The following is a 15053-nucleotide window of genomic DNA, read 5'->3' on the forward strand; positions in this document are numbered from 1 at the left end:
CGAACAACTTCCGTACGACGCCTCCCCTTCCGATGATCGAAGCTTTAACATCTGCGTCACCGCAAGGTTTCAGAAACCTTGCAGCAAGAGCCTTCAACGAAGAAGGGCCCCACATGGCACGCAGATCCCTCCTCTTCGATGCAGCCGGCCTCGCCGCGGCTGCCCTTGTCATGAACCCGACCGTAGCGACCACGGCGCAGGCGTCCCCGCCCGGCGCCAAGGACGTCACCGCCGTCCTCTTCGAGTGGGACTTCGCCTCGGTCGCCCGCGAGTGCACGAACACCCTCGGTCCCGCCGGGTACGGCTACGTGCAGGTCTCGCCGCCCGCCGAGCACATACAGGGGTCCCAGTGGTGGACCTCGTACCAGCCGGTCAGCTACAAGATCGCCGGACGGCTCGGTGACCGGGCCGCGTTCCAGTCCATGGTGAACACCTGCCACGCGGCCGGTGTGAAGGTCGTCGCCGACGCCGTCGTCAACCACATGTCCGCGGGCAGCGGCACCGGCACCGGCGGTTCGTCGTACACGAAGTACGACTACCCCGGGCTGTACTCCTCCTACGACTTCGACGACTGCACCGCGCAGATCAGCGACTACACCGACCGGGCCAACGTGCAGAACTGCGAACTCGTCGGGCTCGCCGACCTCGACACCGGCGAGGAGTACGTCCGCAAGACGATCGCCGGATATCTGAACGACCTGCTCTCCCTCGGCGTCGACGGCTTCCGGATCGACGCCGCCAAGCACATCCCCGCCGCCGACCTGGCCAACATCAAGTCGCGGCTCGCCAACCCCTCCGTCTACTGGAAGCAGGAGGTCATCCACGGCAGCGGGGAGGCCGTCCAGCCGGCCGAGTACACCGGCAACGGGGACGTCCAGGAGTTCCGCTACGCCTACGACCTCAAGCGCGTCTTCAACAACGAGAACCTCGCCTACCTGAAGAACTACGGCGAGGGCTGGGGATACCTGAGCAGCGGCGTCTCCGGTGTCTTCGTCGACAATCACGACACCGAGCGCAACGGCTCCACCCTCAGCTACAAGGACAACGCCACCTACACCCTCGCCAACGTCTTCATGCTGGCCTGGCCCTACGGCGCCCCGGACGTCAACAGCGGCTACGAGTGGTCCAGCACGGACGCCGGGCCGCCCAACGGCGGCGCGGTGAACGCCTGCTGGCAGGACGGCTGGAAGTGCCAGCACGCCTGGCCGGAGATCAAGTCGATGGTGGCCTTCCGGAACGCCGTGCGCGGGGAGTCCGTCACCGACTGGTGGGACAACGGGGGTGACGCCATCGCCTTCGGACGTGGCAGCAAGGGCTTCGTCGCCATCAACCATGAGAGCGGCTCCCTGTCCCGGACCTACCAGACGTCCCTGTCCGCCGGCACGTACTGCGACGTCCAGAGCGGCACGACGGTGACCGTGAACGGCTCCGGCCAGTTCACCGCCACCCTCGGCGCCAACAGCGCGCTGGCGCTGTACGCGGGCGCGCCGAGCTGCTGAACCGACGCCCGGCGCAAGGGTCGTGAAATGTCTTTCCGTTACTTTCACGACCCTTGCTGCAACCCTTGCGGCGCGGTTACCGTCTCGCCGGGGTCGGACCCTCGAACGAGCCGCCGTCAGCAAGGAGTTCCACCAGTGATACCGAGACGCCCGGCGCCGGGCAGGCGCCGCATCACCCGTGCCCGCGGCGCCAGCACCGCACGGATCGCGGCCGTCACCGCCGCCGCCCTCGCCGTGACGCTGCTCCAGCCCCTCGCCGCGACCGCCGCGAGCCCGCCACCACCCCCGTCGGACGCCAAGCTCGCGAAGACGGCCGCCCGCCACGACCTCACCCGTGAGCAGTTCTACTTCGTCCTGCCGGACCGTTTCGCCAACGGTGACACCGGCAACGACAAGGGCGGCCTCACCGGCTCCCGCCTCGCCACCGGCTACGACCCCACCGACAAGGGCTTCTACCAGGGCGGCGACCTCAAGGGCCTGACCCGGAAGCTCGACTACATCAAGGACCTGGGCACCACCGCCATCTGGATGGCGCCGCTCTTCAAGAACCGGCCCGTACAGGGCACGGGGGCCGACGCGTCCGCCGGGTACCACGGGTACTGGATCACCGACTTCACCCAGGTCGACCCGCACTTCGGGACCAACAAGGACCTGGAGACCCTCATCTCCAAGGCGCACGCCAAGGGCATGAAGGTCTTCTTCGACGTCATCACCAACCACACCGCCGACGTCGTCGGCTACGAGGAGCAGTCCTCCGGCTACCTCTCCAAGGGAGCCTTCCCCTACCTGACGAAGGACGGCGAGCCCTTCGACGACGCCGGCCACGCGGACGGGTCCGGCACCTTCCCGAAGACCGACGCCGGCTCCTTCCCGTACACGCCGAAGGTCACGAACGCCACCGCCAAGGTCCCCTCCTGGCTCAACGACCCCACGATGTACCACAACCGCGGCGACTCCACCTGGGCCGGCGAATCCGCCACCTACGGCGACTTCAACGGCCTGGACGACCTGTGGACCGAGCGGCCCGAGGTCGTCACCGGCATGGAGAGGATCTACCAGCGCTGGGTGCGGGACTTCGACATCGACGGCTTCCGGATCGACACCGTGAAGCACGTCAACATGGAGTTCTGGACCCAGTGGGCCACCGCCCTGGACGCGTACGCGGCGAAGAAGGGCCGCGACGACTTCTTCATGTTCGGTGAGGTCTACTCCGCCGACACCGCCGTCACCGCCCCGTACGTCACCCGGGGCCGCCTCGACGCCACCCTCGACTTCCCCTTCCAGGACGCGGCCCGCGCCTACGCCTCCCAGGGCGGCAGCGCCCGGAAGCTCGCGTCGGTCTTCGCGGACGACTACAAGTACACGACCGGCACCGCCAACGCCTACGAACAGGTCACCTTCCTCGGCAACCACGACATGGGCCGCATCGGCTCCTTCCTGAAGCAGGACGACCCGGACGCCACCGACGCCGAACTGCTGAAGAAGGCGAAGCTCGCCAATGAGCTGATGTTCCTCAGCCGCGGCAACCCGGTCGTCTACTACGGCGACGAACAGGGCTTCACCGGCGCCGGCGGCGACAAGGACGCCCGCCAGACGATGTTCGCCTCCCGCACCGCCGACTACCTCGACGACGACCAGCTCGGCACCGGCCGCACCCACGCCGAGGACGCCTACGACCCGCAGGCGCCCCTCTACGAGCAGATCAGCGCGCTCGCCAAGCTCCGCGAGGCCCACCCGGCGCTCACCGACGGCGTCCAGACCGAGCGGTACGCGGCCGACGGCGCCGGTGTCTACGCGGTGTCCCGCACGGACGCCACCACCGGCACCGAGTACGTCGTCGCCTTCAACAACGCCGGCACGGAGAAGACGGCCACCTTCGCGACCGGCTCGGCGGACATGCGCTTCGACTCCGTCCACGGCGCCGAACAGCACCCGACGTCGGACGGCGACGCGCGGCTCACCGTCACCGTCCCGGCCGGCTCGGCGGTCGTCCTCCAGGCGGCGGGCAGGCTCGCCGCCCCCGTCACCAAGCCGACGATCACCCTCGACGCCCCCGGCCCCGGCGCCACCGGCACCGTGGAGCTGACGGCCGATGTCGACGGCGGGCAGCTCAACCGTGTCGTCTTCGCCGCCCAGACCGGCAACGGACAGTGGCGCACCCTCGGCTCCGCCGACCACGCCCCCTACAAGGTCACCGACACCCTCGCCGAGGACACCCCCGCCGGGACCGCCCTGCGCTACAAGGCGGTCGTCGTCGACTCGGCCGGCCGCACCGCGAGCGCCACGGCCACCTCCACCACCGGCACCCCGCCGGCCGAGGAACCCCCCACCGCGGCCTCCCGCGACTACGCGGTCGTCCACTACCAGCGCGCCGACGGGAACTACGACGACTGGAACCTGTACGCCTGGGGCGACCTCGCCGACGGCGAGGCGACCACCTGGCCGGCGGGCCACCCCTTCACCGGCCGGGACGCCTACGGCGCCTTCGCCTACGTCAAGCTGAAGCCCGGCGCCTCGAACGTCTCCTTCCTCGTCGTCGACCAGGACGGGAACAAGGACGTCGCCGCCGACCGCACCATCGACGTCACCAGGACCGGGGAGGTCTGGATCGAGCAGGGCGACGAGACCGTCACCACCGAGCGGCCCGAGTACCCGGCGCAGGACACCACCAAGGCCGTCCTGCACTACCACCGCGCCGACGGCGACTACGACGGCTGGGGACTGCACGTCTGGTCGGGAGCCGCGACCCCCACCGACTGGTCGAAGCCGCTCCAGCCGGTGCGGACCGACTCCTACGGCGCGGTCTTCGAGGTACCGCTCACCGAGGGTGCCGGCAGTCTCGGCTACATCCTGCACAACGGCGACGAGAAGGACCTCCCCACCGACCAGGCCCTCGACCTCACGGCCGACGGCCACGAGGTGTGGCTGGTGAGCGGCGAGGAGGAGTACCTGCTGCCGCAGCCGGCGGGATCGGCCGCGGCTGTCGACCTCACCACGTCCGAGGCGGTCTGGATCGACCGGGACACCGTCGCCTGGACCGGCTCGGACGCCGCCGCCTCCACCCAGCTGCGGTACTCCCGCACCGGCTCCATCACGGCCGACAACGGCGCCCTGACCAGCACCGACGAGCGATGGCTCCGCCTGACCCGGACCACCCTCACCGACGCCCAGAAGGCGAAGTACCCGCACCTGAAGGAGTACACCGCCTGGTCCGTCGACCCCCGCGACCGCGACCGGGTCCGCGAGGCACTGCGCGGCCAGGTCACCGCCTCGCGACTGGCCGCCGACGGTGCGGTCCTCGCGGCGACCGGCGTCCAGCTCGTCGGAGCCCTCGACGACCTCTACCCCGGCGCCACCGACGCCGACCTCGGCCCGGTCTTCGACCGCCAGGGCCGCCCCACCCTCTCCGTCTGGGCCCCGACCGCCCAGCGCGTCTCCCTGGAGCTGGACGGAAAGCTCACGGCCATGCGCCGGGACGACCGGACCGGCGTCTGGTCCGTCACCGGCCCGAAGTCCTGGAAGAACAAGCCGTACCGGTACGTGGTGAGGGTCTGGGCGCCCGACGCGGGCGAAGTCGTCACCAACAAGGTCACCGACCCGTACGCGATCGCCCTCACCGCCGACTCCGAGCGCGGCCTCGTCGTCGACCTCGCGGACCAGAGCCTGACGCCCCGTGGCTGGACGACGTACGAGAAACCGGCCGCCGTCCCCCTGCGCGACGCCCAGATCCAGGAGCTGCACGTCCGCGACTTCTCCGTCGAGGACCGGACGGCGTCGAACCCCGGCACCTACCTGGCCTTCACCGACCGGGACAGCGACGGGTCGAAGCACCTGCGGGAGCTGGCGGAGGCGGGCACCTCGTACGTGCACCTCCTGCCGGCGTTCGACATCGCGACGATTCCGGAGCGGAAGTCCGGCCAGGCCACCGTCGACTGCGACCTCGCCGCCCTGCCCGCAGGCTCGGCCAAGCAGCAGGAGTGCGTGGCGAAGGCGGCGGCGAAGGACGCCTACAACTGGGGGTACGACCCGTACCACTACACGGTCCCCGAGGGCTCCTACGCCACCGACCCGGACGGCACGGCCCGTACGGTCGAGTTCCGGAAGATGGTCAAGGCGCTCAACGAGGAGGGCCTGCGGGTCGTCATGGACGTCGTCTACAACCACACGGCGGCCAGCGGCCAGGCAAAGACCAGCGTCCTGGACCGGATCGTGCCGGGCTACTACCAGCGGCTGCTCGCCGACGGCTCGGTGGCGAACAGCACCTGCTGCGCGGGCACCGCCACCGAGAACGCCATGATGGGCAAGCTCGTCGTCGACTCGGTCGTCACCTGGGCCAGGCAGTACAAGGTCGACGGCTTCCGTTTCGACCTCATGGGCCACCACCCCAAGGCCAACATCCTGGCGGTACGGAAAGCCCTCGACGCGCTCACCCTCAAGAAGGACGGCGTGGACGGCAAGAAGATCATCCTGTACGGGGAGGGCTGGAACTTCGGCGAGGTCGCCGACGACGCCCGGTTCGTCCAGGCCACCCAGAAGAACATGGCAGGCACCGGCATCGCCACCTTCTCCGACCGCGCCCGCGACGCCGTGCGCGGCGGCGGCCCCTTCGACGAGGACCCCGGCGTCCAGGGCTTCGCCTCCGGCCTCTACACCGACCCCAACGGCTCGGAGAACAACGGAACGCCGGCCGAGCAGAAGGCCCGCCTCCTGCACCAGCAGGACCTGATCAAGGTGGGCCTGACCGGCAACCTCGCCGACTACACCTTCACCGACTCCGGCGGCCGGGAGGTCAAGGGCTCCGACGTCGACTACAACGGCGCCCCCGCCGGATACGCCGCGGCCCCCGGCGACGCCCTCGCCTACGCCGACGCCCACGACAACGAGTCCCTGTTCGACGCGCTCGCCTACAAGCTGCCGAAGGGCACGTCCGCCGACGACCGGGCCCGGACGCAGGTCCTCGCGATGGCGACCGCCGCGCTCTCCCAGGGGCCCGCGCTCTCCCAGGCCGGCACCGACCTGCTGCGCTCCAAGTCCCTGGACCGCAACTCCTACGACAGCGGCGACTGGTTCAACGCCATCCACTGGAACTGCGCCGACGGCAACGGCTTCGGCCGCGGCCTGCCGATGGCCGCCGACAACGAGGCCAAGTGGCCGTACGCCGAGCCGCTGCTCAGCACGGTCCGGGTCGGCTGCCCGCAGATCCAGGCCACCTCGGCGGCCTACCGGGACCTGCTGAAGATCCGTACGACGGAGCCGGCGTTCTCCCTCGCCACCACCGAGCAGGTGCAGTCGGCGCTCGCCTTCCCGCTGTCCGGCACGGACGACGAGACCCCCGGCGTGATCACCATGACCCTCGGTGACCTCGTCGTCGTCTTCAACGCCACCCCGGACAGCCGGAAACAGCGGCTCACCGCGGCGGCCGGCACCGGCTACCGGCTGCACCCGGTGCAGGCGGCCGGGTCCGACGCCGTCGTGAAGCGGGCGTCGTACGCCGAGGGCACGTTCACCGTCCCCGGCCGTACCGTGGCCGTCTTCACCCGGTCCGGCTGACCGGTACTGCGGTTAGGGTGCTCCTGATCCGGACCCCCCGAACAGGAGCACCCATGCCGCAGATCACCGTCGACCACTCCGCGCAGCTGACGGACGACTTCGACCGGCCCGGGTTCGCCAAGGCCCTGCACGCCGCCGTGGTGGAGATCGCGGCGGCCCGGCCCCCGGCCTGCAAGACCCAGTTCCGCCCCACCGACGTCACCACGGTCGGCCCGGACACCGAAGGCCACGCCGTCGTGCACGTCACCATCGGTCTGCTGCCCGGCCGCACAGAGGAGACCAAGGCCAAGCTCACCGAGGCCGTCCTCGACCTGCTGCGCGACCACATCAAGACCGGCCTCCCGCTGCACGCCTCGGCGGAGGTCCGCGAACTGGACGCCTCGTACCGGAAGTTCGAGATCTAGGGCCTGTCCGACAGACAGGCCCTAGGACACCAGCGCGATCAGCCGCGTCACGAGGGTCTTGAACGGGCCGTCGGCCGGATCGTCCGCCAGGACGCGCCGGAGCACGGCGGCCGTCTCCTCGTCGTGGGCGGCGCCGACCGCCATCAGCGCCGCGAGGTCGTGCACGAGCTGCACCTCCAGCTCCGCCCGCTCCACCCGCCGCCCGTCCAGCCACAGCAGTGCCGTCGACTCGGCCAGCGAGATCCAGGAGCGGACGACCAGTTCGAGCCGGGCCGGTGGCTCCGGCACCCGCAGGTGGGCGGTGATCTGCTCGTAGGCGGCCTGCCGTACGGAGTCGATGAGCGCGTTCGTCGCGGAGGAGCCGGCGGCCGGGCCGCCGCGCATCAGGGCCGAGAAACCCGGACCGTGCTCCTCGACGAAGTCGAAGAAGCGGCCCATCACCCGCAGCAGCCGGGCGCCCAGCGGGCCCTCGGCCGGTTCCGCGAAGCGGCCCGCCAGGTCGTCGGCGGCGCGCTGCAACGCGGCCTCGTACAGGCTGAGTTTGCCGGGGAAGTAGTGGTAGACCAGCGGACGGGAGATGCCGGCGGCCGACGCTATCTCGTCGATGGAGACCTCGTCGGGCGAGCGGCGGCTGAAGAGGTCGAGGGCGACTCCGATGAGCTGCTGCCGCCGCTCCTCGACGCCCATCCTGCGGCGTACCCCGGTAGTCATACGAACACCTTACCGATCGGATTCCGCCTCCGAACGGAACACGTGTGGCGCGGTGTTCACCTGGCGGGCGCAAGACGCTCACGCCGCGCGCGGGGGACGCGCACACTGGCCGATTCTCGTCGGTGTCTTCACCGCTTGGTAACCGAACGACCTCGTCATGTAACCAATTCCGTGATCATCTTTGCGCGTGACGAATTCGGCCCAGGAGGCTTCGATGGATGTGGTGCGTCAGTCGGCTCAGGCCGGCCGGGTGGTCGTGTGGGAGGAATCCGCGCGCGACGGGGCCCAGGCCAAGACACTCATGACTCCCGGGTTCCGGGTGCGGCTGGCCCAGGAGACGGGGCGGGTGTTCGGCGAGGACGGGCCCCGGCACGTGGTGTTCGCCGCCGGCTTCCCCGCGGTGTGCGACGAGGAGTTCGAGGCCGTGCGCCAGGTCGCGGCCGAGGCCGAGGGAACGGTCAGCGTGGCCGCGGTGTGCCGGGGCGCGCTCCGGGACGTGGAGCAGGCCGTCGCCTCGGTGCGCGGCAGCCGGCACGCGCGGGTGATGGTGGTGGTCCCGGCGTCCGAGGCGATGGCGCAGGTGATGGTCCACAAGACGGCCGAGGAGGCCCTGCGCGGCGGGGTCGAGCTGGTCGAGGCGGCCCGTGCCCTGGACGACACGGTCGCGCTGGACGTCTGCCTGGCGGACGCCTCCCGGGCCGACACCTCCCTCATGAGCGACTACGCGCAGGCCATGACCGACGCCGGCGCGGGCCTGGTGATCCTGGCCGACACGGTCGGCGCCCAACTGCCCGGCGCCTGCCACGACATGTTCAACGCCGTGCGGGCCGGCACCGACGAGGACGTGGTGCTCGCCTCCCACCTGCACAACGACCTCGGGCTCGGACTGGCCAACACCCTCCAGGCCCTGGCCGCCGGTATACGGGTGGTGTCCAGCTCCTGGCTGGGCATCGCCGAGCGGGCCGGCATGGTCGCCACCGAGCAGCTGCTGTTCCTGCTCGCCCGGCACGCCGAGGAGTTCCTGAAGACCGACGCGACGCCCTGGTGGACCGCCCCCGACCTGACCCGGCTCCCCGCGATCGCCCGGATGGTGTCCGAGGAGACCGAGGTCCCGATCAGCGTCACCACCCCGATCGTCGGCACCGGAGTGGGCACCATCTCCACCGGCACGCCCTTCGTCCACCCGCAGCTCTTCCAGCCGTACGACCCGACCCAGGTGCTGGGCATCCAGCCGAAGATCCTGCTGACGCAACTGGCCAGCGCCCGCGTCATCACCGCCGCCGCCGACCGTCTCGGCCGCCGGCTCGACAAGGACCAGACCCGGGCGGCGATGAGCTGGGTCAAGACCCGTGCCTTCCGCACCGGCCGGGCCGTCGTCGACGACGCCGCCTTCGCCGACTTCCTCGACGGCCTCGTCCACGCCCAGCGGGTCGGCGCGTGACCGGCCCGGCGGCAGGCCGCGCGGACCGCGCGCCGGTGTCGCTCACCGAAGCCGGGCAGGCGCTGGACGACGGCGCGGCCGTGGTCCTGCCCAACCCGGCGCCGCTCACCCACGTCGTCACCGCCCGCCGGGCCCGGACCGTCAACGAGGCCAAGGGCCGCCCCGGCGACCAGCCGGTCGCCCTGTGGGCCCACCACCCCGACACGCTGAGCGCCCTCGGCGACGTCTGGAAGCTGGGGCCCGGGCAGAGCGCGACGGCCCGGTGGCTGCTGACCCGGGAGCACCTCACCGTCCTGGTGCCGGTGCACGACGGTGCCGGTACGCCGTCCTGGGCGGCCCCGGCGGTCAAGGACGGCTGGATGCTGCTGTTCGGGGCCCGCTGGCAGCCGCTGCGCCCCCTGCTGGACCGGTCGCCGCTGCTGTACGTCAGCAGCGCCAACCGCACCGGCCGCCCGCCGGTCGCCACCAGCGCCGACGCCCTGGCCACGTTCCCGGCCGGCGTCGCCGTCCTGGCCGTACCGGAGACGGACGGTCCGCGTCCGGCGGCGGACGGCCGGGAGCGGCACGCCACGACCACGGTCCGCCTGCACACCGACGGCCGGCTGGAACTCCACCGGCACGGCGCCCAGGACAGACACCACACCGGCCCCGACTACCTGGCCGACCTGCGGACGCGCCACGCGGCCCACCGGTCCGGCACCGACCGGGCCGTACCCGCCACGAACGCGCCCGGGCCCCTCCAGGGCCGCCCGCGACGGTGAGAACGACGGCCCGCACCAGGCCCGGACCCGGTCCGACTGCCTAGTGCAGGCCGTCCACCGTCCGGCCGTCCTTCAGCGTGCCCCTCAGTTCGGCGCGGGCCCCCTGTGCGGCCTCGGCCGCCAGTACGTTGCCGTCGGCGGAGGCGTCGATGCCGCCGGTCGCCCGGATCGAGGAGATCGCCTCGTTCCCCGCGGCCAGCAGGTACCAGCCGTGCTCCGCCGACTGCCACAGCACCCCGGCCAGCACCCCCGGCGCGCGCTCGCCGCAGGCCGGTACGTCCTCGGCCTTCGCCACGACCGTCCCGTACCGGCCGCCCGGCGTGTGGAACTGGGCGAGCACCTTCGCGCCGGGGCCCCGCCAGGTCTCCGCCCGCGTGCACACCCAGGCCGCCGTCCCGGTGGCGTGCGGCAGCCGCTGCTTCGCGAACTCCCAGGCGTTCACCGACCGCACCCCCTGCCCGCGCAGCGCGCCCAGCGAGCAGGCGTACGGCGCCCAGGCCCGCCGTTCCCTCGCGCCGGACACCTCCCCGGCCGCGCCGGGACGCCCGGCGGTGAGGCGGGCCGGCACCAGTTCGCCCAGGTCGCTCACCAGGCGGGTGGTGGAGCCGTCGGTCAGCTCCAGCGTGTTCCAGGAGGCGCAGTCGCCCGGCCGCTGGACCGGACTGGCCAGTGGGGCCGTCACCCCGTCCGTCAGCGGCAGCCGTGCCGCGTCGGCCTCCGGCTCGGTCAGGTCCCGCCCGGCCGCCCTCGTCACCCACGGCGCGGTCAGGTACCGCACGTTGCCGTCCGCCCGGCCCAGGACCACCGCGGTCGCCCCGTCCCGCCCGGCCCCGTCGGCCCGCGCCAGGTCGAGGGCGGCCCCGGCGGTGGAGTCCCTCGGCTCGGCGTACCGGACGACCCGCAGACCGTCGTACAGGAGCACGACGCGGGCGGCGTCGACGGTGCCCGCGTACAGCAGCTGGGGCGGGCCGGGCGGGCCGCCGGACGGGGTGCCCGGCGTCGTCGAGACGCGGACCGCGTCGCCGGGGCGGGCCCAGACGGCCAGGGCGCGGCGCAGCAGCCCCCGGTCGCCGGTGAGGTCGCCGCGGGCCGGCCACACGGAGAAGTCGGTGCGCGCGGAGGTCCGCCAGGCGGTGGGGGAGACCTCGGTCAGCCTGCCGGGGTCCAGGGCGGCCCGCGCCGACGCGTTGTGCGCGTACGGCGGTGCGGCGGCGCCGTCCGGCCCCCGGCCGTCACCGGGCAGGCCCAGCAGCGCCCCGCCCGCCACCAGCGCCGCACCGGCGGCCAGCGCCACCCGCAGTCGCTGCCGGCGCCGCATCAGATCGGTCGGCCGCGCCTGGAGCGAGCAGGGGTCGAACTCGGCGGAGGACAGCAGCGCGTACCGCTCCCGGGTGCCGGGCACCGAGCCGGCCTCGGCCAGCGCCGCCGCCCCGTCGGTGACGCCCGAGGCGGCGAGCACCTGCCGTACCCCGGCGTCGGACAGCTCCTCAAGACCGCGCAGCGCGTACGCGGCCCGCGCCGGGCCGGACAGCGCGGACAGGGCGCGGTCCAGGGCGAGTTCGTCGGCACCGCCGGGGCGGGGGAAGAGACGCAGGCCCCAGACGCGGGGGAGCGGCGGCGGCAACGGGGACCGCCTGGGCCACGCCCGGCGCCGCGGCGGCAGGCCCGCCTCCAGCGCCGTACGCACCACCCGCAGCCGGACCAGGGCGTACCCCGGGTCGGCCGCGCGGCCGGTGGACTGGGCCGGGATCGCGGGGGCGGGGGTGCGGTTGCGGGGCAGGGCGCGCTGGACGAGGGCGTGCGCGGTCAGGACGCGCCGGGTCCGGCCCAGGGCGGGCGGCAGCACCAGGTAGGCGAGCCGGGTCAGACGGGGATAGTGCTCGACGAGCGCGGCCTCGGCCTGTTCGACGTCGACGACCGGGTCGCCGGCGGACGGTGCGGGGCGCGGGGCTGCATCCTGTGACTGCACATCCAGCGAAACGAGCCGACGGGCGGTTGGTCACCGGGCCGCGGAACCCTCAGGGCTCCACCAGCGCCCGCGCGTAGGCGGCCATCGAGCGCCGGTAGCGCGGCAGGTGCGGGGCGAGCGCGCCCAGTACCAGGGCCAGGCCCTCGCGGTCGCGGCCGAGGGAGGACAGGCACAGGGCGAGGGTGGCCCGTACGGCGTCGTCCAACTCGTCCGAGGGCCCGTCCAGTTCGGGCGTCAGCAGCTCCACGCCCTCGGCGGCCCGGCCGGTGTTCCGCAGCGAACTGGCCAGCTGGATCTTCGCCCGGCGGGCCTTGTACGCGCTGACCTCGCCCAGCCCGGCCGCCAGCGCCTGCCGGTACAGGGGGACGGCGCGGTCGGAACGGCCGGTCGAGTCCCAGGCGCAGGCCCGCTCGAACGGGCCGAGCGGACCGTCCTCGGGCATCTCGGCGGCCAGCGCGTCGATCACGGCGCGGAACGCCGCCGGGTCCTGGCCGGGATCGTCCTCGAAGGCGGCCCAGGCGGCGGTGACACGGTCGTCCCAGTCGGCGTTCACGGGCACCACCCTCGCACATCAAGCGGCGTACTTCCCTGAGTACTTCGCGCCGCGCGGACGTATCGAGGGCCGGGGCCCCGGCCGGGGCTCCGTGCGGCATGTAGCCGGAAGGGACCGGAGGACCACCACATGAGGCTGACCCGACGAACGGTGCTCGCGTGCGCCGGCGCGGTGGCGCTGCTCGCGCTGACCGGCTGTGCAGGAGGCGCGGACGACGAGGCGGCGGCCGTGCCGTGGACGGCGACCGGGAGCCTGGAGCACTTGGCCGCCGAGGCGCGCTGCGAGCCGGACCTCCAGACCGACGCCGACGAGATCCGCCAGGCCCTCTGCGAGCGGGGGAAGGAGCGGTACGTCCTCGCCACCTTCGCCACCGACCGCGGCCAGCGCGAGTGGATCAACACGGCCAAGGACTACGGCGGTCACTACCTCGTCGGCCGCAAGTGGGTGGCCGTCGGACACGAGGACGTGGTGGCGGGCCTGCGCGCCGCCCTCGGCGGCACCCTGGAGCGGGGTGCCAGTCACGGAGGTCACACCGGTCACACCGGTCACTGAACGGGGAAGGGCCGGTGACGGGAGACCCGCCACCGGCCCTCAGGGGGGAAGAGGACGTCTATTCGCAGTCCTCACCGCTGTTGACGCACCGCACGACCTCGTCCATCAGCTCCTCGTCCATGACGTTGATGAAGTCGTTGTGGTCGGTGATCGGCTTGTGCAGTTGCTCCGGGAAGCCGTCCACCGCGTACGGGTTCTTCACCTGGCCGTTCTTCACGGTCGGCGTGGGCACGTCGTACACCAGGCGGACCTGGAGCTGCGGGATGGCCTGGAAGCCGCCAGGGCAGCTGCCGTCGGCCCGGACGAAGGCGACGTGGTCGCGGTGGTTGGCGCTGTCGATGTTCCGGCCGTCCCAGCAGGACTGGAAGTTGGCCGTGCGCACCACCTGGCTGCCGTCCGGGCACAGCGGGTACTTGCCGGTGAGCTGGCGGTCCTCGAAGCCGGTGCAGCTCCACGCGGTGTTGGCGTTGGCGAGGCCGTTGGTGAACGCCTTGGCGTCGCCGGTGATGACGCGCAGGAACTTCGGCATCGCCACGACGTCGCCCTGCTTGTTGCCGACGAACTTGATCTCGGCCTGCTGGGCCTTGAGGATCTCGCCGACGTTGCCCTCGGCGCCGCCGCCCAGGTCACCGGCGTCGAACTCCTCGGTGCCGTCCTGGAGCCGCAGCACCGGCCAGTAGTAGGTCGACCTGTCGCCCTGGTTCTGGCAGGAGGTGCCGGCGGCGGCCAGGTCGTCGTCGCTCGCGAAGGCGTCGTTGCCCTGGTTGCCGACGTAGTCGTGGGTGTGGTGGGCGCCGTTGTCCACTCCGGGGGCGACGATCAGGTTGTCGCTGTTGTGCAGGTCGTTCTCGTTGACACCGCACACGGTGGTGAAGGTGCCGGTGGAACCGGTGTCCCCGTTGGCGGCGAGGCCGTTGGGGCCCTGGATGCCGTTCGGCTCGACGGTGGTGATGTCGACGAAGTCGTCGGCGACCGGCCCGGCCGCGCCGTTGCCGTTGTCGCCGGGCGCCTGGCTCTCCTCCGGGGCCGGCTCCTGGCCCTGCCCGCCGTCGCCCTGGCCGCCGTTCCCGTTGCCGTCGTTCGGCCGGCCGGCGCCCATGCCCTTGCAGCCGGCGAACCGGTCCAGGCCCCGCGGGGCCTGGCCGCCGACCCGGCGGATGTCGGTCCCGATCCGGTCAAGGACCGCGGTCCGCTTGGACTTCAGGGGCCCGAGGATCGAGTTCCGCACGAAGGCCGAGTCGCCGGCCTGTGCCTGGCGGGTGGCGGCGAGGCGCGCGTACGCCTCGGTGATCTGCTGGTCGAGCCGGGCCAGCTCCCGGTCCACACCGGCGCGCGCCCCCCTCGGCACGTTCCGCAGTTTCTGGCCGACGTCCGGGCACTGGATCGTGGCGATCTGGGCGGCGGCGGACCGCGTCCGGTGGTGGCCGTTGTCCTTCTCGTGCGCCGAGGCGTGGACGTTGGCCCAGACCAGCCCGCCCCCACCGAGGGCCAAGGCCGCTGTCCCGGCCATGACCTTGGTGGCCAGCGGCATACGGCGTTTTCTTGTGGTGCGTCCCATGAGACTCCTCTTGGCTTCCTTGCGGGGCATCGAGGCGCCCGACAGGAGTGAAGCG

At 72.4% G+C, this 15053-nt stretch carries 10 protein-coding genes; 6 read left to right on the forward strand and 4 right to left on the reverse strand.

Going from position 1 to position 15053, the window contains the following annotated elements; genetic code table 11:
• Positions 1 to 113: 113 nt before the first annotated feature.
• The 3 genes from ACZ3IG_RS03850 to ACZ3IG_RS03860 all read left to right on the forward strand — a co-directional run bounded on the left by ACZ3IG_RS03850 (position 114) and on the right by ACZ3IG_RS03860 (position 7453).
• Positions 114 to 1499, forward strand: a complete 1386-nt coding sequence (locus tag ACZ3IG_RS03850) for an alpha-amylase (protein WP_467428681.1) — start codon at positions 114 to 116, stop codon at positions 1497 to 1499.
• 135 nt (positions 1500 to 1634) lie between these two features.
• Positions 1635 to 7049, forward strand: coding sequence for a pullulanase-type alpha-1,6-glucosidase (pulA, locus tag ACZ3IG_RS03855; protein WP_467428682.1), 5415 nt, complete (start codon positions 1635 to 1637; stop codon positions 7047 to 7049).
• Between the two features lie 53 nt (positions 7050 to 7102).
• Complete coding sequence (locus tag ACZ3IG_RS03860) at positions 7103 to 7453, forward strand: 5-carboxymethyl-2-hydroxymuconate Delta-isomerase (protein WP_467428683.1); 351 nt, start codon at positions 7103 to 7105, stop codon at positions 7451 to 7453.
• Positions 7454 to 7474: 21 nt separating this feature from the next.
• Here the strand turns inward: ACZ3IG_RS03860 and ACZ3IG_RS03865 are convergent, their stop codons facing one another.
• The gene (locus ACZ3IG_RS03865) at positions 7475 to 8164 is read right to left on the reverse strand and encodes a TetR/AcrR family transcriptional regulator (RefSeq protein WP_467428684.1); all 690 of its coding nucleotides are present in this window, start codon (positions 8162 to 8164) and stop codon (positions 7475 to 7477) included.
• A gap of 214 nt (positions 8165 to 8378) precedes the next feature.
• Here ACZ3IG_RS03865 and ACZ3IG_RS03870 point away from each other — a divergent pair, with 214 nt between their 5' ends.
• The gene (locus ACZ3IG_RS03870) at positions 8379 to 9605 is read left to right on the forward strand and encodes a 2-isopropylmalate synthase (protein ID WP_467428686.1); all 1227 of its coding nucleotides are present in this window, start codon (positions 8379 to 8381) and stop codon (positions 9603 to 9605) included.
• A gap of 35 nt (positions 9606 to 9640) precedes the next feature.
• Positions 9641 to 10366 (forward strand): hypothetical protein, encoded by a 726-nt coding sequence (locus ACZ3IG_RS03875; RefSeq protein WP_467428688.1) that lies wholly within the window; start codon positions 9641 to 9643, stop codon positions 10364 to 10366.
• Positions 10367 to 10406: 40 nt separating this feature from the next.
• Here the strand turns inward: ACZ3IG_RS03875 and ACZ3IG_RS03880 are convergent, their stop codons facing one another.
• Together ACZ3IG_RS03880 and ACZ3IG_RS03885 are read right to left on the reverse strand one after the other, a co-directional pair.
• The gene (locus tag ACZ3IG_RS03880; RefSeq protein WP_467428689.1) at positions 10407 to 12335 is read right to left on the reverse strand and encodes a hypothetical protein; all 1929 of its coding nucleotides are present in this window, start codon (positions 12333 to 12335) and stop codon (positions 10407 to 10409) included.
• A 49-nt stretch (positions 12336 to 12384) separates the two neighbouring features.
• A complete protein-coding gene (locus tag ACZ3IG_RS03885) occupies positions 12385 to 12888 on the reverse strand; it encodes a tetratricopeptide repeat protein (protein ID WP_467428692.1) in 504 nt (167 codons plus the stop codon).
• Positions 12889 to 13017: 129 nt separating this feature from the next.
• Here ACZ3IG_RS03885 and ACZ3IG_RS03890 point away from each other — a divergent pair, with 129 nt between their 5' ends.
• Positions 13018 to 13440, forward strand: coding sequence for a hypothetical protein (locus ACZ3IG_RS03890; RefSeq protein WP_467428693.1), 423 nt, complete (start codon positions 13018 to 13020; stop codon positions 13438 to 13440).
• A gap of 58 nt (positions 13441 to 13498) precedes the next feature.
• On the opposite strand, the gene ACZ3IG_RS03895 is transcribed toward ACZ3IG_RS03890, so the two are convergent.
• A complete protein-coding gene (locus ACZ3IG_RS03895; protein ID WP_467428694.1) occupies positions 13499 to 14998 on the reverse strand; it encodes a DUF1996 domain-containing protein in 1500 nt (499 codons plus the stop codon).
• Positions 14999 to 15053: the final 55 nt, after the last annotated feature.

Source organism: Streptomyces sp. NPDC016677 (genome assembly GCF_055562815.1).